We start from the raw sequence: 18,464 nt of genomic DNA, 5'->3' as shown, positions 1-18,464 counted from the left end.
AGCTATGCGTTAGGCAGTCGCGGAAGTTTGAGCAGACATCGCGACTGCTTCCTTTTTATCAGAACCTGTTTCGTCCGACACTTTACGATTGGCAGTGCGTGTAATGCGACTCTTGACGAGTAAACGACAGGAAATCATCCATTCGTTCAATTCGTTTATGAGTGCATCATAAATGGCAGGAGTGCCACTTTCCACGGCAGCCAATTCGATTCGCCAGAAAAGCATGGTTATCGCTTTCTGCCTGCGTGGATATTCGTCTGTGGACTTGTTGGGGCTTTGCCCCAAACCCCACATGCTTTTTTGCCTTGATGCAAAAAAGCATGCAAAAAAAATCAAGACTGCATCTCCTCATCGACCCGATAGCTGCTTGTTCACTAAAAGACAAATAACTCTCCGCCTGACGGCGGCTCAAACAGCTTGTCTTTTGCCTGACGGCACGCTCCCTGCGCAGATCGGGTACCCCGATGATGAGATGAGGTCGGGAAAATAATGGATATATTGATAATTGACAATTGAGAATTTAAGAAAGAAGTGAAGAAGTCGGAAGTGGAGGAATATCATAACCCCTGTGCTGCCTGACGGCGGCACTTGTCCCCTTATCTTAAGGGGACAGTTATATTGCAAGTGCGATCCGACTCCCCTCTTAAGATAAGAGGGGTACCGCCGAAGGCGGGGGGTATGAATGAATTGACAATTGACAAATAATAATGGATAATATAGGAGAAGTGAAGAAGTCGGAAGTGGAGGAATATCATAACCCCTGTGCTGCCTGACGGCAGTGCTTGTCCCCTTATCTTAAGGGGACGGTTTAGATGGTATAATCCCATAATTGAGAATTAACAAGAAATAGAGAAATGGGAAGTAGAGAAATAAGAATTTTAAATTACGAATTTTCGTTTTGTTTGTTCGCTTTTTGCCAGTATCGATATTCGTCCGTGCAACTACAGTGGTTCTGCCTTCCAGGCAGGGATTGTTGTGATGCCTTCGTCCGCAGGTCGCATACCTGCGGTTATGAAGGTTATTGCCTTTCAGGCAAAAGTAAGCCGGTGAATTGAAGGCTTCCACAGCGATGAATATTTCTGTATTCCAGGATGTTTCCCGGCTTGAAAAGCCGAATTTTCATAACCGCAGAATTCATTCTGCGGCATGAATCGGCAGCTCTCACCCTGCCTGGAAGGCAGAACTTTTATTTGCCACGAAGGCGCAAAGACGCGAAGTTGGCTTCGTCCTCAGAATATCATAACCCCTGTGCTGCCTGACGGCGGCACTTGTCCCCTTATCTTAAGGGGACAGTTATATTGCAAGTGCGATCCGACTCCCCTCTTAAGATAAGAGGGGTACCGCCGAAGGCGGGGGGGTATGAATGAATTGACAATTGACAAATAATAATGGATAATATAGGAGAAGTGAAGAAGTCGGAAGTCAGAAAGATCATAACCCCTGTGCTGTCTGGCGGCAGCACTTGTCCCCTTATCTTAAGGGGACTGTTTAGATGGTGTAATCCCATAATTGAGAATTTAAGAAAAAAGTGGGGAAGTCAGAAGTGGGAATTTTAAATTACGAATTTTCGTTTTGTTTGTTCTTTTTCGGCGGCATGGATATTCGTCTGTGCAACTGCAGTGGTTCTGCCTTTCAGGCAGCAATGGTAGGGACGTCTTTGTCCGCAGGTCGGTGACCTGCGGTTATGAAGGGTATTGCCTTTCAGGCAAAAGTGAGCCGGTGAATTGAAGGCTTCGACTGTAATGGATATTTCTGTATTTGAGGGTGTTTTGGCTTTTTAAATTTTTCTTTTCTTTTCAGCATAATTTCGTATTATTCTCTTCTAAATACGCTGATTTAACCATAATAAACTCCATTTTTCGACAGTTAGGGCTGAAAATATGCCGTTCGAAAAAAAATGAGCGGCCTCTGTGCAACACAAAAGGAGAAAATTCGAAAAAACAGGCCTTTTGTGTATACACAAAACAACAAAACCGATGGAATTATACCATTTGTTGAAACACAAATGCCGTTCATCGAAATAAAACCATGAAATGCAAACGATTTTATTGCAATGGATTTATCCGGTTCCCTTTTCCAAATTTTCAACCTTAGGTATGTAAATTGAAAATTATCGTGTAAATTTGCAAGCAAGTATGCAATACGATTTATTTCCATCGGACGGTTTTTCGTTTTTCAGTCTCGGCAGCGGCAGTTGCGGCAACAGCTATTATTTGGGCAACAGCCGCTACGGAATGCTCATCGATGCCGGCATCGGGCCACGCATCATAAAAAAACGTCTCGCCGAATACGGAATAGATTTTTCGAGCATTCGGGCGCTGCTCATCACACACGACCATTACGACCATATCCAATCGGCCGGCTATCTGGGCGAGAAGCTGCATATCCCCGTTTATGCCACACGCGAAGTGCATAAAGGGATAGCCAATTGTCCGATGGTGAAAAATACGCTCAACGGATCGCGAAGATATATCGAAAAAGGCAACTCTTTCACCATCGAGGATTTCCGTATTACGGCTTTCGAAGTGCCGCATGACAGTACCGACAATGTGGGATACTTTTTCGAATTCGGCAATCACACCCTCACGCTGGCAACCGATGTAGGCCGCATTACCGACGAAGTGGCCTGCTATGCCAAACAGGCACATCATCTGGTAATCGAAAGCAACTATGATGAAACGATGTTGCAAAACGGATCTTATCCCTATCCGCTGAAACAGCGCATCCGCTCCGGATCGGGACACCTGAGCAACCGACAAGTTTCAGAGTTCGTAGCGGAACATTTCACTTCGCACCTGCGCACTATCCTGCTCTGTCATCTCAGTGGCGACAACAACAATCCCGAACTCGCATTCGACACGATGCAGCAACATCTGTTGCAAAAGGGCATTGTCGTGGGCAAAGATGTAGGATTGCAAATCTTGAAAAGAAATACCCTCTCGTCGAAAATCGATTTTTAACCCCTCAGTATGATGTTACCGGCTCCCATTCTGTTGTTTGTTTACAATCGTCCCACCCATACGCTGAAAACGCTGAATGCGCTCAGGCAGAACAAACTGAGCGACCAAAGCGAACTCTTCATTTTTTCGGACGGATACAAAAGCGAAGCGGACAAAGCCGAAGTTGAAAAGGTTCGTACGCTGATTCGGTCGGTGGAAGGATTCAAAGCGGTTCACATCATCGAAAATCCGCATAATCTGGGTTTGGCCAAAAACATCATCGGAGGCGTTACCCAAATTGTCAACGAATACGGTAAAGTAATCGTCCTCGAAGACGATCTGGTTACAGCCCCCTATTTCCTGACTTTCATGAACGACGGGTTGGAACAGTTCGAACACGAGGAAAAAATCGGACATATTCACGGACATTGTTTTCCGCTGACCAATCTTCCCGACGCTTTCCTGATCAAATGGACAGGGAGCTGGGGATGGGCAACCTGGCAAAGAGCCTGGAGCCGTTTCAATGCCGACGGACGAGCACTGCTCGACGAAATCGAACGACGCAAGCTGTCGAAAAAGTTCGACTTCAACGGCAATTATCCTTTCACACGCATGCTGCGGCGGCAGGTGAATGGCGAAAACGACTCGTGGGCAATTCGCTGGAATGCATCACTGTTTTTGGCCGACATGCTATCGCTTAACGCCGGGAAATCGCTCATACAAAACACGGGGTTTGACGGGAGCGGCATCCACAGTGGAAGCGACGATATTTATGCCACAGAACTCTACACCGGAAGATTGTCAATCGACATCGGCCAAATTGAAGAAAATATCGAAGCCCGCAAAGCTTTCGAACGTTATTATGGCCGCACAAACTCTTTCGCAGCAAAAGCAATCAGAAGGCTTCGCCGAATCCGGAAACAAATCAAGATATGAAAGTCCTCATCGTCAGCACATCCGATTTGCAGGGAGGTGCAGCCATTGCCGCCTATCGGCTGCTCAATGCTCTCACCAAAGCAGGAATAGACGCCCGCATGGCGGTACGCGACAAGCAATCGGACAACAACCTTGTAGTGAAAATTGGAAGCGACCGTCGCAACAAATTGAATTTTTATCGCGAACGTGTCGATATCTTTATCCGAAACCGATTCTCGCGCCAAACGCTCTTCGATGTCTCCATTGCCAACACCGGCAATTCGATAACGGATTTGCCCGAATTTCGCGACGCCGATGTCGTCCATCTTCACTGGATCAATCAGGGCATGCTTTCCCTCCACGAAATTGGCAAAATTATTGCCTCCGGCAAAAAAATTGTATGGACTATGCACGACATGTGGCCTTTCACGGGCATTTGCCATCATGCGGGAAGCTGCAGCAACTACAAAAAAGCGTGCGGATCGTGTCCCTACCTCGCTTCGCATTCGTCACGCGACTTGTCGCGCCACGTGTTTCTTCAAAAACAGGCAACTTATGCCAAAGGGAAGATAACGTTTGTAGCCTGCAGCCATTGGCTACAGTCGCTGGCCGAGAAAAGTCCGCTTACAAAAGGACACAACGTGGTGTCGATTCCCAATCCGATCGATACCGATATTTACCGCCCGAAGGACAAAATTGCAGCACGCAACAAACTGAATTTGCCAATCGATAAAAAAATTGTGCTTTTCGCTGCCGTAAAGGCATCGGACAAACGAAAAGGCACCGATTATCTGATCGAAGCGAGTCGCTTGATGGCACAACGGAACAACGATATTCATTTTCTGATAGCCGGCAATCGATCTGAAGAAATCGAGCAGCAACTTGCGCTGCCGGCACACAGCACAGGCTATGTTTCACCCGAAAACATGCCCGACGTTTATAATGCCGCCGATGTGTTCGTTACGCCTTCGTTGCAGGAGAACCTGCCCAACACCATCATGGAAGCCATGGCTTGCGGAACGCCGTGTGTGGGATTCGAAATAGGGGGCATTCCCGAAATGATCGATCATAAACAGAACGGCTACGTAGCCCGATACAAGGTGGCCGAAGATTTGGCCGAAGGCTTGTGCCGGATACTCGAATCGGACGAGGCGGAAACACTTTCGGCCAATGCTCGCGAAAAAGCGCTCTCGTCCTACTCCGAAAATATCGTGGTACAAAACTATCTCGAACTCTACGGCAGCCTATGAAAAAACTTTCCGTCATCACAGTTACTTACAATGCCGAGCGCACAATCGAACGCACGTTGCGGAGCGTTTACGAACAAACCTGTTCGCACGTTGAGCACATCATTGTCGATGGGAAATCGACAGACGCAACCGTGGAACTGATTCGCGGCTACGAACGCCCATCGCTCAAATGGATCAGTGAACCCGACCGGGGGCTTTACGATGCGATGAACAAAGCTGCCGCAACGGCTTCGGGTGATTATCTCTGTTTTCTGAACGCCGGCGACACGTTTCATTCGCCCGACACCGTGCAACAGATGCTGAACTCGTTCGGCGAAAACGATTTTCCCGATATTCTCTATGGCGAGACTGCCATCGTGGACGAAAACGGAAATTTCCTTCACATGCGCCGACTCCGAGCGCCGGAAACGCTTACATGGAAAAGCTACAAACAGGGGATGCTCGTTTGTCATCAGGCATTCATCGTCAGGCGGGAACTTTTCGAACCTTACGATTTGTCCTACCGATTTTCTTCCGATTTCGACTGGTGCATCCGCATGACAAAAAAAGCAAAACATATCCACAACACGCATCTCACCCTTATCAACTACCTGAACGAAGGAATGACCACCGCCAATCGCAAAGCTTCGCTCAAAGAGCGATACGAAATCATGTCGAAATACTACGGACCCGTGTCCACATTTTTGCATCATGTGTGGTTTGTGGTGCGTGCACTTATCAATCCCGAGAAATAGAGCTCATCGAATGAAAAGAAGAAAACTGAAAGTAGAAGAACTTCACCGCATCAGTATAGAAACCTTTCGCGAAGCGAAAAAAATTCCGCTCGTGGTGGTACTCGACAATGTGCGGAGTCAAAACAACATCGGATCGGTATTTCGCACCGCCGATGCCTTCCGGGTGGAGGAAATCGTTTTGTGCGGCATTACGGCAACACCACCCAATGCGGAGATTCACAAAACGGCGTTGGGAGCCGAAAATTCGGTCGCATGGCACTATGCGGAACACACGCAGGATGTCGTTGCAGAGCTGAAAGCGAAAGGTTATACCGTCTTTTCGGTGGAACAAACCGAAAACAGTGTGATGCTCGACGAGTTTTCGTTCGATAAGGGTACGAAATATGCGATCGTCTTGGGGCACGAAGTACACGGTGTGCAGCAGTGTGTGATTGATGCCTCCGATGGCTGCATCGAAATTCCGCAATATGGCACGAAGCATTCGCTCAACGTTTCGGTTTCGGCAGGCATTGTGATGTGGGATTTCTTTAAGGCTTTGACAAAATAAGATCGTACAATTATTCAAATTTGTTTCGAAAGCAGCGCTGGCTTACCAACGGCATTCGTTTTGCGTCCAAGAAAAAAACAATGGATAATTGATAATGTACAATGTACAATTGATTGATTTGATGATTTATCGATTTGATGATGAATTCCGGGCAGCACAGGGGTTATGATATTATTCCTCCACTTCCAACTTCTTCACTTCTTTCTTAAATTCTCAACTGTCAATTCATTCATAACACCTCCCCGCCTTCGGCGGTACCCCTCTTATCTTAAGAGGGGAGTCGGATCACACTTGCTATATAACTGTCCCCTTAAGATAAGGGGACAAGCGCTGCCGCCAGGCAGTGCAGGGGTTATGATATTTCTGACTTCTTCACTTCTCCTATATTATCCATTATTATTTGTCAATTATCCATTAATTCATAACACCCCCCCGCCTACGGCGGTACCCCTCTTATCTTAAGAGGGGAGTAATTAGTCGATTTAACAATTCAGACCGAACAGGTCTCGCCAACAACGGCTTCAAACGGGAACATGCACTTCATTCTTCGAACTGCAGCAATTCCACTTTTTCGCCATCGAAAACGGCATAAGAAAAATAGCGAATCCAATCGCCCAGGATAATCACCCGCGTATGGGGTCCGATAGGCAAATCGAGCAGAATGTGCCGGTGGCCGAATACAAAATAATCGATATCGGGTATTTCGACGATTTTTTGCTTTGCAAACAACACCAAATGTTCTTTGTCTTCACCCAGATATTCCTGAACGCCTCCGTTTTCGCGACTGCTATTCGACCATTTATATGCCAAGGGCACAGTGAGCGTGGGATGCACGGCTGCAAAGCACTTTATCAGAAACTTGTTGTGAAACAATGCCCTCAAAAAGCGGAATGAGAGTGAATCATCCCCCAATCCGTCGCCATGAGCAAGGTAAAATTTCCTGGTGCCGAGCGTAGTAATGAAAGGTTCGAAATGCAAAATCATCCCACACTCCCGGGTAAGATAATCGCCGAGCCAAATATCGTGATTTCCGATAAAAAAATGGACTTCCACCCCACTGTCCGACACTTCGGCCAACTTGCCCAGCACACGCGTAAATCCCTTCGGAACGACGTACTTATATTCGAACCAATAGTCGAACATGTCGCCCAGCAGATAAATGGCTTGAGCATCGCTTTTGGCCATATCGAGCCATCGACAAAGCTTGCGCTCCGTTTCGAAGGAATCGGCATGCGATTTCGCTCCCAAATGTGCATCGGAAAGAAAGTAGATTTTTTGCTGCGCCATGCGTCAATCCGATCAAATTACTTCACAAAAGCCCCAATTCGAGCATGGCTTCTTCGCTCATCATCGATTTGTCCCATGGCGGATCGAACGTCAGATTGACATTCACACTTTTCACCCCCTTGACAGATTCGACTTTCATCTGAACATCCATAAGGATGTAATCGGCAGCCGGACAACTGGGCGAAGTGAACGTCATTTCGATATTCACATTGAAATCGTCGTCGATATCGATGTCGTAAATCATTCCCAGATCAAATATATTTACAGGGATTTCCGGATCGTAAACCGTGCGAAGCATCATCACGATCTCATCCTGTATTCTTTGAAGTTCATCGTTCATCGTAAATGGTTTTTCTGTTTAAACCGAAATTAGCCGATTTTGTTTGTTTTCGGACTGTCGAAATTGCCTTTTTAAGAAATCTCGCTTTCCGAACGACCTTGATCACAGCGACCCTTCGTCGGCAAAACTGTAATAGGATTGAGCGCACAAAATCAGATGATCGAGCAGCACAATATCCATCACTTGGGCAGCATCCTTGAGTTTGCGGGTAATCTGAATATCCTGCTGACTGGGTTTGTTGTTTCCCGAAGGATGATTGTGAGCCAGGATGATGCCCGTAGCATATCGATTGATCGCTTCGCGAAGGATGAGCCGGACATCAACAACGGTTCCCGTTATGCCGCCCTTGCTTACCTGAATTGGCGAAATAACCGAATTGGAACGATCGAGCAGCAAAGCCCAAGTTTCTTCGTGAGAAAGGTCGGCGAAAATCGGGGAAAATATTTCGAAGGCATCGTGCGAGGAAGTAATTTTTTTTCGTTCCGCCACACCCGACTCTTTTCGTCGTCGGCCCAATTCGAGCGCAGCAATCAACGTAACAGCCTTTGTTTCGCCAATTCCGCGAAAATCGTTAACCAAATCGTGCACGGTGAACCGGGCCAGTTTATTCAGATCGTTGTCGGCTTTCTGCAACACCCGCCGGCTCAATTCCACCGCCGTTTCGTTGCTGTTTCCGGAGCGGAACAATATGGCCAGCAACTCGGCATCCGATAAAGCGGAAACGCCCTTCATCAACATTTTTTCGCGAGGGCGATCCTCTTCTGCCCATTCTTTGATGGTTAGTTTGTTTGTTTCAGCCATTGCGTCATGAAATAGAATTTTGAGGCCGACAAAGTTAAACGAAAAAAAGACATCCCCGAAAGGAAATGTCTTTTTTCGAAAACTATTTCGTCGATTGTTTCCGAAGAATCACTTCGCACGTTCCACGTAGGCACCTGTACGGGTATCTACCTTGATTTTTTCGCCCGTTTCGATGAAGAGCGGGACGCGGACTTCAGCACCGGTTTCCAGCGTTGCGGGCTTTAGCGTATTCGTTGCCGTATCGCCTTTGATGCCGGGTTCGGTATAGGTAACTTCGAGTATGACATGAGGGGGCATTTCGGCGGTAAGAATCGTTCCGCTTTCGGCATGTATTTGCACTTCCACGATATCGCCTTCTTTCAAAAATTCCACACCGTCGATTTGTTCGGCCGGGATAGAAACCTGTTCGAACGTTTCGGAATTCATGAAGTTATATCCCATGTCATCTCTATACAGGTATTGAAACGGACGGCGTTCGATGCGAACTTCATCCACTTTAACTCCCGCATTAAACGTTTTATCGAGAATACGGCCGGTTGTAACGTTTTTGAGTTTGGTACGGACGAAAGCCGGGCCCTTACCGGGTTTTACATGAAGAAATTCGACGATGAAGTAGTACTGACCCTCCAATTCGAGACACATTCCGTTTCTGAAATCAGCTGTTGTTGCCATAAAAATTTTTATATGATTCGTTGTAATTTTCGAGAGCGCAAAAGTAATTATTTAATCCGAAGTTTCAAAACAATTTGCAAGTCAATACATTGTTCTTAAAACGGAAACCCAACGCAAATGACAAAGATTCCGAAGCATGTATTACCCGGCACGGAAGCTATGGCTATCAACGTTGGTGCATTTTTACCCCAAATCGACCTCACAACACATGCATCGCTTCCAGGACAAGTTTGGTCACGAACAGTGCGAAGATGATCCACATCGTGACGGATATTTGTTGGAATTTCCCACTCAGGAACTTGAGCAACACAAACGAGAGCATGCCGAACACGATCCCCTGCGCAATACTAAACGCAAAAGGCATCATCACGATGGTAAGGAATGCCGGAATAGATTCCGAGAAATCGCCAAAATTGATATTTACCACCGACGTAATCATAAACAAACCCACCAAGATGAGTGCAGGAGCAGTAGCCGAAGCAGGAATCATCAGAAACAGCGGAGCCAAAAACAGAGCTATAGCAAACATGGCAGCCGTAGATACCGACGTAAGTCCCGTTCTTCCTCCCGATGCAACGCCCGAAGCGCTTTCCACATAAGATGTTACGGTGCTGGTGCCCAAAACGGCACCGAAAGTAGTTCCCAGCGCATCGGCAAACAATGCCTTTTTTATCTGAGGGAACGTGCCGTTTTCGTCTAATATGCCGGCTTTGGAGGCGACACCCAATAACGTTCCGATCGTATCGAAAAGATTGACGAACAAAAACGTGAATACTACAATCAGCATGTCGAGCGTAAAAATATGACTCCATTCAAATTTCAAAAAGATGGGCGAAATATCCGGCGGTGTCGAAATCAAGCCGCCTTGGGGCATCTGCACCAATCCGAGTATAGCCGCGAAAATGGTAGAAACCACAATACCGATGAGAATTGAGCCCGGTACCTCTTTATAGAGCAAAACACCCGTAACAATCAGTCCGAGCAGCGCAACCCAGATATGAGGATTGGCCATATCGCCAAGAGAAACCATCGTATTGGGATTGGAGACAATGATACCGGCATTTTTCATACCGATGAGAGCAATAAACAGTCCGATACCCACGGGGATGGCATCCTTAATGGATTTGGGAATGCTATTAACGATCATCTCCCGCACATTGAAAAAAGTAAGTGCAATAAAAATAATGCCTTCGATGAAAACTGCCGTCAATGCCATTTGCCACGAGTAGCCCAGACCGAGCACAACCGAAAAAGCAAAGAAGCTGTTCAGCCCCATTCCCGGAGCTTGAGCAATGGGCAGATTGGGAATAAACGCCATGAAAAGTGTTCCCAAAATAGAAGCCAGGCACGTAGCCGTAAAAAGAGCAGCCCTATCCATTCCGGCTTCTGCCAATATGCCCGGATTGACTGCCAGAATATACGACATGGTGAGAAACGTGATAATTCCGGCAACAATCTCACGGCGAACCGTCGTGTCGTTTTGTTTGAGTTTGAAAATCTTATCGAACATTGTTAATGAGTGATGAGTGATGGGTGATAAATAAAACGATTTCTTCCATTAAAAATTCCACTTTGCAGCCAGCGTGGGTAAAGCCCTAAATCTGCTTTCCGTAAATTTGTTCACGAAATTGTAACTGAGTTCGATTTCGCTTCCCGCAGAAAAGTGAGAAGTCAGGTTATACCAAATTTGAGGTTCACTCAACAGAATCAATCGTTTGCCCGTAAGGTCTCCCTCGCCCGTCAAATTTTTATTTTCTGTCCACAAATCCATAAATCCGCCAAGCGATAGTTTGTTTTTCAACAAATTGGCCGTCCATGTAACCGTCCATTGCACGTCATGACTGTTCTTCGGGAATGCATTGAGCTTGTAGGCAACATAAGTGCCCATGAAAAAATTACCCAACCGAAACGGGTAACCGAAACCGGCCAGATAGGAACTCGGAATCGAATAGCTTGCCGATGTACCCCGCACCAATCCCAATCCGCCATTGTATTCGATATGAGGACGAAGCGGAAAATTCCCGATCATAAATTCACGCGCTATTTCGCCGTACACCAAGCCAATGTTGCGTTTATCGAAATTGAAATCGAAATCGACAAACATAAAAGTGGTTCCCCACCGGTCGGGTTTGAACATCTCGAACGTTCCCGTCAGATAATTGACCGGCGCTACATCATTGCCACACAACGTATGACGAGGATCGAAATGTAACTGCAAATTTTGAGCATTCGCCGCTCCGATAACCAACAGAAGCGACACTGACAGGATCATTTTTCGCGTCATAAATTAGAGAATTTGTGTTAAATTGATTCGAAAGGCACAAAGATAGTAAAAATGGGAAAAACTATGAAAGTTTTTTTGAATTCCCTTCTCTTGAAAAAAATCGAAACACCGTCCTTCGGAATAAAAAGGGACATCAAAAAATGCCTCCAATTCATTTTAAAAGAAGTGAAGAAGTGGGAAGTAAGAAGTGAGAAGTGAGAAATGAGAAGTGAGAAGTTGGAAGTCAGAAAGATCATAACCCCTGCACTGCCTGGCGGCAGCGCTTGTCCCCTTATCTTAAGGGGACTGTTAAGATGGGTGTGATCCCAAAACGACTCCCCTCTTAAGATAAGAGGGGTACCGCCGAAGGCGGGGGGGTGTTATGATGTAATGAATAATGTATAATTGATAATTGACAATTTAAGAAAGAAGTGGGGAAGTTAGAAATGGGGATTGAAAATTACGAGTTTTCGTTTTGTTTGTTCTTTTTTCGCCGGTGTGGATATTCGTTTATTCAACTGCAGTAGTTCTGCCTTTCAGGCAGTATCCGGTTGTTGTATCTTCGTCCGTAGGTCGGCGACCTGCGGTTATGGAGATTATTGCCTTTCAGGCAAAGGTGAGCCGATGAATTGAAAACTTTTTTGGCTTGAAAAGCCGAATTTTCATAACCGCAGAATTTATTCTGCGGCATGAATCCCCGTCAGAAACCTGCCTGGAAGGCAGTACTTTTATTCGCCACGAAGGCGCAAAGACGCGAAGTCGGATTCGTCCTCAGAATATCATAACCCCTGCACTGCCTGACGGCAGCGCTTGTCCCCTTATCTTAAGGGGACAGTTATATGGCAAGTGTGATCGACTCCCCTCTTAAGATAAGAGGGGTACCGCCGAAGGCGGGGGGGTGTTATGATGTAATGGAGAATTGAGAATTTAAGAAGTTAGAAATGGGAATTGAAAATTACGAATTTTCGTTTTGTTTGTTCTTTTTCTGCCGTCGCGGATATTTATCTGTGTTCTTATTGAAGAGACCTAACAAGTTTTCGAAACTTGTTAGGTCTGAATTATTATCTCAACCGCTATCCGTTCAAGTTTAGCGGCAGCATAACTTTAGGCAGGAACTTTATGAACTTAAAAAACTTTCCAACTTTACAAACTTTCAACTAAATAACCAATCTCCAACCGCTGTTGACCAAAAAAAGCAGTCCCGTCCTGTCAGTCAACATTTTGGACGAGAACTGCCAATTAAATAGTGCGCGGCAAAACAGCCGCAGGGTTTCAATCCACTATACCCGATTCAACTTAAAGTGATGCAGGTAGGGTGTACACACTGCCGGAATTGTACATTCCGTCGGCTGATGAGAGATAGAGCCAGCAGTGGATGTCGTTGCCCTGCCAGATTTCGGGCAGAGTTACCACGGCAGAGCCTTCCTTGCGCGTGGCAACCTCCATGAACGGAATAGTCATCGACAAGCTTGCATCGAAACAGACAATGTTCACTTTGTCGTCGTCAGCCCCAAGTCGCGACTGAAACCCGAGGGTAGTATCCCACGAAAAATCGAGACTGTTGGGTGATTCTGCTGCAACTTTTGCGGTAACCCCGACTACCGACTGTAGCGTTCCCGAAGCGATGGGCACCTTACTGAAGTCGATCGAGAATTCGGGATATTCGCCCGTGACGGCTCCACTTATCGCTTTTCCCACTATTTTCGAGAATGCGCGACTGTCCTTATGTCCCATCGTTATTACCTGCCGCAGTGGAGCAAGTTCTTTGTTGACGATACCAAACTTCAGCCGAAGGGCCTGCTGTTTGGGCGTATTCGGGTTGAACGGTTTGCGATACAACCTGATCACATTGTTCCCATCTTTGTCGATTGCGGCAACTGCCGTGCCATGACGCCCGGTGATGGTACCGAACGTGCTTGAATGAAAATATGCCATAAAATAGTTGTGTCCTGTCCGTTTCGTTATACATCGAGATTTCATAGACCACGGACTGAACAGTATTATCAGTCGATGAAACTCGTTTATCTTTCCCCCCGCTTTTTTGAAAAAGTTCCGAGTGGGAGTTGCCTTGGAGTTGACTGGGAGTTGCCTTGGAGTTGCGTCGAAGTTGGGTTTGTCCATTCTTCCGTTTTGATAACCTAAGCAATCTTTGTCCTTTGTCAAGTATTTAACTGAATATTGTTTTTTTTCGTCAAAATTGACTAATTATTTTAAGTTAACAGCTTAGCCGGTAGTTTTCAGGCAGGAGGCTGGGGAAATGGAAATTTCAAATTACGAGTTACCGATTACGAATGGATTGAAGTTAGCTCACAACTATTAGCTTGCAACCGAGCTGATAGTTTTTCGAATAAAAAGATATAAACCATTAAGACATTAAGGATATTAAGAATTCGGAAATTGAGAATTTAAGAAAGAAGTGAAGGAGTTGGAAGTAGAGGAATATCATAACCCCTGTGCTGCCTGGCGGCAGCACTTGTCCCCTTATCTTAAGGGGACAGTTATATGGCAAGTGCGATCCGACTCCCCTCTTAAGATAAGAGGGGTACTGCCGTAGGCGGGGAGGTGTTATGATGTAATGAAGAATTGAGAATTTAAGAAGTTAGAAATAAGAATTTTAAATTACAAATTTTCGTTTTGTTTGTTCTTTTTGCCGGTGTGGATATTCGTTTGTGCAACTGCAGTGGTTCTGCCTTTCAGGCAGTAATGGTAGTGATGTCTTTGTCCGCAGGTCGGTGACCTGCGGTTATGAAGGTTATTGCCTTTCAGGCAAAAGTGAGACGGTGAATTGAAAATTTTTTGGGCTTGAAAAGCCGGATTTTCATAACCGCAGAATTTATTCTGCGGCATGAATCGTCGTCAGAAACCTGCCTGGAAGGCAGTACTTTTATTCGCCACGAAGGCGCAAAGACGCGAAGTCGTCAGATTATCGGAATTCATCAGTAAATCGATAAATCATCAAATCAATCAATTGTACATTGTGCATTATCCATTGACTCTTGGGGCTTTGCCCCAAACCCCACATGCTTTTTTGCCTTGATGCAAAAAAGTATGCAAAAAAGATCAAGACTGCATCTCCTCATCGACCCGACAGCTGCTTGTTCGCTAAAAGACAAATAACTCGCCGCCTTACGGCGGCTCAAACAGCTTGTCTTTTGCCTGACGGCACCCTCTCTGCGCAGATCGGGTACCCCGATGATGAGATGAGGTCGGGGAAATAATGGATAATTGACAATTTAAGAAAGAAGTGGGGAAGTTAGAAGTCAGAAATATCATAACCCCTGCACTGCCTGACGGCAGTGCTTGTCCCCTTATCTTAAGGGGACAGTTTATGGCAAGTGCGATCCGACTCCCCTCTTAAGATAAGAGGGGTACCGCCGAAGGCGGGGAGGTGTTATGATGTTAATGGATAATGGACAATTGATAATTGACAATTTAAGAAAGAAGTCGGAAGTCAGAATATCATAACCCCTGTGCTGCTTGGCGGCAGCGCTTGTCCCCTTATCTTAAAGGGACGGTTATATGGCAAGTGCGATCCGACTCCCCTCTTAAGATAAGAGGGGTACCGCCGCGGGCGGGGGGGTGTTATGATGTTAATGGATAATGGATAATTGACAATTGAGAATTTAAGAACTGAAGAAGTTAGAAGTGAAGAAATATCATAACCCCTGTGCTGCCTGGCGGCAGCGCTTATCCCCTTATCTTAAGGGGACTGTTATATGGCAAGTGTGATCCGACCCGGGGTAGTTATGATGAGAGGTCGGAAACAGAAAAATTTCGATATTATTTTCGACAATATTGACTAATTTTACCTCTCGTCAGTTAATAGTTTAATGAAGGGTGCATAACCAATTATTGTTTTACTAAAACGAAAGGAATGGATAAAAACGAACAATCGATTCGATTAAACGATGTAAAAGACGAAGAGTGGCTTAAAATCGTAACCGAATTAACCAAATGGGTGGGGATGAAATTAAGGTTCAAAACCCAATATGGCGCTCATTCGGACTACAACCTGGGTGGCAATCCGACGGCTTATTATGTGGATGGAGCCGTGGAGAAGTTATTCACCGGCGAATGGGAATGGAAGCAGGAAAAATATACACTGCTCGAGCAACTGCAGGTCATCGCAGGGAGTATGATGTCTGAAAATGTCCGAAAAGCGTCATCTGCAAAAATAAAAATGGTGCCTACCGAAACGGAAGAATTGATCAATCTTGCGGATCGCGAGGATTATTGGGAGGAAGAAGAGGAGGAAAAGGAAGAAAAAAACAGATTGTTCGACGAAGCTCTCGCGGCATGCAGCGAGGGCGATGAGGAATTGTCGTTGTATGTTATGGCCCTTCAAGCATCACAAAACATGGACGAAATCTGTACGCTGTTGGCGTGGGACAAACGCAAGGTATATGTCGTACAGCGGAAATTGCACCGAAAAATATGCAATTATTTCAACAATAAAAAAGAGTAAACAATTAATGGAATATGAAAAATGAAGAAAAAAGTCTTGTCGATCGATTCATCGATTTATCCCTCGAAGCTTTTGAAGGTCATGAAGACGAATTTTTCGAAATAGAAAATATTGATAAAAACACCTATTTGACGGAACGCCTCAATCATATCAAACGGATGAGACTGAAATCGATTTCAACCGTTAAAAAGAATCAACACGAAAAGCAGCTCCATATGGCAAAAGAACAGATAAAACAAATTTTGGAATCAGGCGACAAAGTGAAGATCGGAAAACTCTCGCAACTGTTCGGTTCGAACTATGCTCCGGCCTTGTATCGTAATCTGGATAAGCTGGACAAACACGATATTGAGGAAATATTTCACGATAAGAATATTCTCGATATTATTGAAGGTTTGGAGAAACCGGATAAGGAATAGTAAATTTGGAGATTGGGGATTTGAAATTTTCATTTCCGACTTTATTTCTCCCCCTAAGCAGCGGAAATTTGCAAACTTATGCCGGAAACAACCGCAATATAAACTACCCATTGTTTTACGTCCAAGTTACAATCACTAATCTTGAACGAATAGTGAAAAGGATTGCCTCCCGGGCAGGTTTCTGACGACAATTCATGCCGAACTCAAATCTAAGATATGACGAATGACAGTATAAAAATAGGGTTCTATATGAATTTGTATGGATAAACGTACAAGCATTATCTTTAAGACATCGCAGGTTTAGCTAATAGCTTTTTTGCTAAACACATGGTTCATTGATTTTTGGGGCGTTGCCCCAAACCCCACATACTTTTTTGCCTTGATGCAAAAAAGTATGCAAAAAAGATCAAGACTGCATCTCCTCATCGACCCGACAGCTGCTTGTTCGCTAAAAGACAAATAACTCACCGCCTTGCGGCGGCTCAAACAGCTTGTCTTTTGCCTGACGGCACGCTCGCTGCGCAGATCGGGTGCCCCGATGATGAGATGAGGTCGGGGAAATAATGGAGAAATGGATAAATGATCATGTGTAATGGGGAAGGAATGAAAGAAGGGAGAATCTGAAATGAGTGCGCCATCCGAAATTCATGAAGCAATCTCAATTTTGATTACCCACACTATTTCACATAGAACCAAAAATAGTTTGTAAACTGAAATGATAAATTATAAAGGAAAGGTAGCCGCTCGGCGGCTTTACGAAGAATTTGGGCTGAGTTCTTCTCACGATTTTGAGGTGGAAGATTTGGTGCATGCCCGCGACATTATTTATGAAGAGAAGGCCTTACCCCATTCCGATGGCAGGATTGTGTTCGGGAAATCAAAAGCGATGATTTCCATCAATTCCGAAATTCAATATGCCGGTCGAAAGCGATTTACCATCGCTCACGAATTGGGGCATTACGAAATGCATCGGGGGAGTAAACTTCCGGAGGATACTCCACTTACACTGGATTATTTCAAGCATGGCAGTCAGGAATACGAAGCCAACGAGTTTGCTACGGAACTATTGATGCCGGAGCACGAATTTCGGAGCTTTGTGCAGGATAGGGCTTTTTCGCCTGAACTATTGCGCGAAATTGCTGCCTATTTCAATACGAGTATCACTTCTTCTGCATTTCGCTACCTGCAAATAGGGCCTCACCCTCTTTTCCTGTTTTATTCGCGCAATCGCAATCTGGTGTATTGGAAAAATTCGCCCAATTATTATCTCACCGTGAAGGATATAATCCGACTTCCGGTTCCGGACGATTCGGTCGCTATGGAGTTTTACGATCATCAGACGATTTATTCCCAAGAGGAATCGGCTCAAGAAATTGTGAAGTCCACCTGGTTCGAAACTCGCGGGTATGATGATAATGCTCCTTTTTACGAGTATGCTATCGTTACGAAGAATTATAATACGGTACTGAGTGTGGTTTGGGAAGATTGAGGTTGGTAATGGGTGATGGGAGGTTAGAGGATAGAAATTGGTAGTTAGAGGATGGGGGTCGGGGAAATAATGGATAATTCACAATTGACAATTGAGAATTTAAGAAAGAAGTGAAGAAGTCGGAAGTGAGAAGTGAGAAGTGAAGAAGTTGGAAGTAAGAAGTGAGAAGTGAAGAAGTTGGAAGTAAGAAGTAAGAAATGGAAATTTCAAATTACGAGTTACCAATTACGAATGGATTGAAGTTAGCTCACAACTATTAGCTTGCAACCGAGCTGATAGTTTTTCGAATAAAAAGATATAAACCATTAAGACATTAAGGATATTAAGAATTCAGAAATTGACA

16 protein-coding genes are annotated in these 18,464 nt (G+C 45.2%); 8 read left to right on the top strand and 8 right to left on the bottom strand.

Features of this window, described 5'->3' with window-relative positions:
- Positions 1-9 precede the first annotated feature (9 nt).
- The gene (locus EJN84_RS06370; protein WP_129594639.1) at positions 10-294 is read right to left on the bottom strand and encodes a hypothetical protein; all 285 of its coding nucleotides are present in this window, start codon (positions 292-294) and stop codon (positions 10-12) included.
- Between the two features lie 1,841 nt (positions 295-2,135).
- On the opposite strand from EJN84_RS06370, the gene EJN84_RS06365 reads away from it, so the two are divergent.
- Genes EJN84_RS06365 through EJN84_RS06345 form a run of 5 tightly spaced genes read left to right on the top strand, consistent with a single transcriptional unit; the run spans position 2,136 to position 6,385 of the window.
- Positions 2,136-2,960, top strand: coding sequence for an MBL fold metallo-hydrolase (locus EJN84_RS06365; RefSeq protein ID WP_129594638.1), 825 nt, complete (start codon positions 2,136-2,138; stop codon positions 2,958-2,960).
- 12 nt (positions 2,961-2,972) lie between these two features.
- Complete coding sequence (locus EJN84_RS06360; RefSeq protein ID WP_129594640.1) at positions 2,973-3,875, top strand: glycosyltransferase; 903 nt, start codon at positions 2,973-2,975, stop codon at positions 3,873-3,875.
- Entirely contained in the window at positions 3,872-5,104 is a 1,233-nt protein-coding gene (locus tag EJN84_RS06355) for a glycosyltransferase family 4 protein (RefSeq protein ID WP_129594637.1), read from the top strand. The genes EJN84_RS06360 and EJN84_RS06355 overlap by 4 nt, the downstream gene beginning before the upstream one ends.
- Complete coding sequence (locus tag EJN84_RS06350) at positions 5,101-5,838, top strand: glycosyltransferase family 2 protein (RefSeq protein ID WP_129594636.1); 738 nt, start codon at positions 5,101-5,103, stop codon at positions 5,836-5,838. The genes EJN84_RS06355 and EJN84_RS06350 overlap by 4 nt, the downstream gene beginning before the upstream one ends.
- Positions 5,839-5,848: 10 nt before the next feature.
- A complete protein-coding gene (locus tag EJN84_RS06345) occupies positions 5,849-6,385 on the top strand; it encodes an RNA methyltransferase (RefSeq protein ID WP_129594635.1) in 537 nt (178 codons plus the stop codon).
- Positions 6,386-6,925: 540 nt separating this feature from the next.
- On the opposite strand, the gene EJN84_RS06340 is transcribed toward EJN84_RS06345, so the two are convergent.
- The 7 genes from EJN84_RS06340 to EJN84_RS06310 all read right to left on the bottom strand — a co-directional run bounded on the left by EJN84_RS06340 (position 6,926) and on the right by EJN84_RS06310 (position 13,683).
- Positions 6,926-7,672: a UDP-2,3-diacylglucosamine diphosphatase gene (locus EJN84_RS06340; protein WP_129594634.1), complete on the bottom strand. Its 747-nt coding sequence runs from the start codon at positions 7,670-7,672 to the stop codon at positions 6,926-6,928.
- A 22-nt stretch (positions 7,673-7,694) separates the two neighbouring features.
- Positions 7,695-8,012 (bottom strand): metal-sulfur cluster assembly factor, encoded by a 318-nt coding sequence (locus EJN84_RS06335; RefSeq protein WP_101486897.1) that lies wholly within the window; start codon positions 8,010-8,012, stop codon positions 7,695-7,697.
- A 102-nt stretch (positions 8,013-8,114) separates the two neighbouring features.
- Positions 8,115-8,813 (bottom strand): RadC family protein, encoded by a 699-nt coding sequence (gene radC / locus EJN84_RS06330; RefSeq protein ID WP_129594633.1) that lies wholly within the window; start codon positions 8,811-8,813, stop codon positions 8,115-8,117.
- Between the two features lie 108 nt (positions 8,814-8,921).
- Entirely contained in the window at positions 8,922-9,485 is a 564-nt protein-coding gene (efp, locus tag EJN84_RS06325) for an elongation factor P (RefSeq protein ID WP_101486899.1), read from the bottom strand.
- A 199-nt stretch (positions 9,486-9,684) separates the two neighbouring features.
- Positions 9,685-10,995 (bottom strand): NCS2 family permease, encoded by a 1,311-nt coding sequence (locus EJN84_RS06320; protein ID WP_129594632.1) that lies wholly within the window; start codon positions 10,993-10,995, stop codon positions 9,685-9,687.
- A gap of 48 nt (positions 10,996-11,043) precedes the next feature.
- Positions 11,044-11,769, bottom strand: a complete 726-nt coding sequence (locus tag EJN84_RS06315; protein ID WP_129594631.1) for a DUF5020 family protein — start codon at positions 11,767-11,769, stop codon at positions 11,044-11,046.
- Between the two features lie 1,275 nt (positions 11,770-13,044).
- Entirely contained in the window at positions 13,045-13,683 is a 639-nt protein-coding gene (locus tag EJN84_RS06310; RefSeq protein WP_129594630.1) for a DUF6266 family protein, read from the bottom strand.
- A 1,939-nt stretch (positions 13,684-15,622) separates the two neighbouring features.
- Between EJN84_RS06310 and EJN84_RS06305 the strand changes: the two genes are divergently transcribed.
- The 3 genes from EJN84_RS06305 (at position 15,623) to EJN84_RS06295 (ending at position 18,121) form a co-directional block, all read left to right on the top strand.
- Positions 15,623-16,213: a hypothetical protein gene (locus EJN84_RS06305; protein ID WP_129594629.1), complete on the top strand. Its 591-nt coding sequence runs from the start codon at positions 15,623-15,625 to the stop codon at positions 16,211-16,213.
- A gap of 14 nt (positions 16,214-16,227) precedes the next feature.
- The gene (locus EJN84_RS06300; protein WP_129594628.1) at positions 16,228-16,632 is read left to right on the top strand and encodes a hypothetical protein; all 405 of its coding nucleotides are present in this window, start codon (positions 16,228-16,230) and stop codon (positions 16,630-16,632) included.
- Between the two features lie 715 nt (positions 16,633-17,347).
- Complete coding sequence (locus tag EJN84_RS06295; RefSeq protein WP_129594627.1) at positions 17,348-18,121, top strand: ImmA/IrrE family metallo-endopeptidase; 774 nt, start codon at positions 17,348-17,350, stop codon at positions 18,119-18,121.
- Positions 18,122-18,464 lie beyond the last annotated feature (343 nt).

Source organism: Seramator thermalis (assembly GCF_004138125.1).
Classification (GTDB): domain Bacteria; phylum Bacteroidota; class Bacteroidia; order Bacteroidales; family Dysgonomonadaceae; genus Seramator; species Seramator thermalis.
This window is presented reverse-complemented; position numbering and strand designations above follow the sequence as displayed.

Bases quoted from the DNA above. Each gene is read 5' to 3' on its own strand.
- radC (WP_129594633.1), bottom strand. From the start codon at position 8,813: ATGGCTGAAACAAACAAACTAACCATCAAAGAATGGGCAGAAGAGGAT.
- EJN84_RS06315 (WP_129594631.1), bottom strand. From the start codon at position 11,769: ATGACGCGAAAAATGATCCTGTCAGTGTCGCTTCTGTTGGTTATCGGA.
- EJN84_RS06345 (WP_129594635.1), top strand. From the start codon at position 5,849: ATGAAAAGAAGAAAACTGAAAGTAGAAGAACTTCACCGCATCAGTATA.
- EJN84_RS06355 (WP_129594637.1), top strand. From the start codon at position 3,872: ATGAAAGTCCTCATCGTCAGCACATCCGATTTGCAGGGAGGTGCAGCC.
- EJN84_RS06370 (WP_129594639.1), bottom strand. From the start codon at position 294: ATGTGGGGTTTGGGGCAAAGCCCCAACAAGTCCACAGACGAATATCCA.
- EJN84_RS06350 (WP_129594636.1), top strand. From the start codon at position 5,101: ATGAAAAAACTTTCCGTCATCACAGTTACTTACAATGCCGAGCGCACA.
- EJN84_RS06295 (WP_129594627.1), top strand. From the start codon at position 17,348: ATGATAAATTATAAAGGAAAGGTAGCCGCTCGGCGGCTTTACGAAGAA.
- efp (WP_101486899.1), bottom strand. From the start codon at position 9,485: ATGGCAACAACAGCTGATTTCAGAAACGGAATGTGTCTCGAATTGGAG.
- EJN84_RS06300 (WP_129594628.1), top strand. From the start codon at position 16,228: ATGAAAAATGAAGAAAAAAGTCTTGTCGATCGATTCATCGATTTATCC.
- EJN84_RS06365 (WP_129594638.1), top strand. From the start codon at position 2,136: ATGCAATACGATTTATTTCCATCGGACGGTTTTTCGTTTTTCAGTCTC.
- EJN84_RS06310 (WP_129594630.1), bottom strand. From the start codon at position 13,683: ATGGCATATTTTCATTCAAGCACGTTCGGTACCATCACCGGGCGTCAT.
- EJN84_RS06340 (WP_129594634.1), bottom strand. From the start codon at position 7,672: ATGGCGCAGCAAAAAATCTACTTTCTTTCCGATGCACATTTGGGAGCG.
- EJN84_RS06305 (WP_129594629.1), top strand. From the start codon at position 15,623: ATGGATAAAAACGAACAATCGATTCGATTAAACGATGTAAAAGACGAA.
- EJN84_RS06360 (WP_129594640.1), top strand. From the start codon at position 2,973: ATGTTACCGGCTCCCATTCTGTTGTTTGTTTACAATCGTCCCACCCAT.
- EJN84_RS06335 (WP_101486897.1), bottom strand. From the start codon at position 8,012: ATGAACGATGAACTTCAAAGAATACAGGATGAGATCGTGATGATGCTT.
- EJN84_RS06320 (WP_129594632.1), bottom strand. From the start codon at position 10,995: ATGTTCGATAAGATTTTCAAACTCAAACAAAACGACACGACGGTTCGC.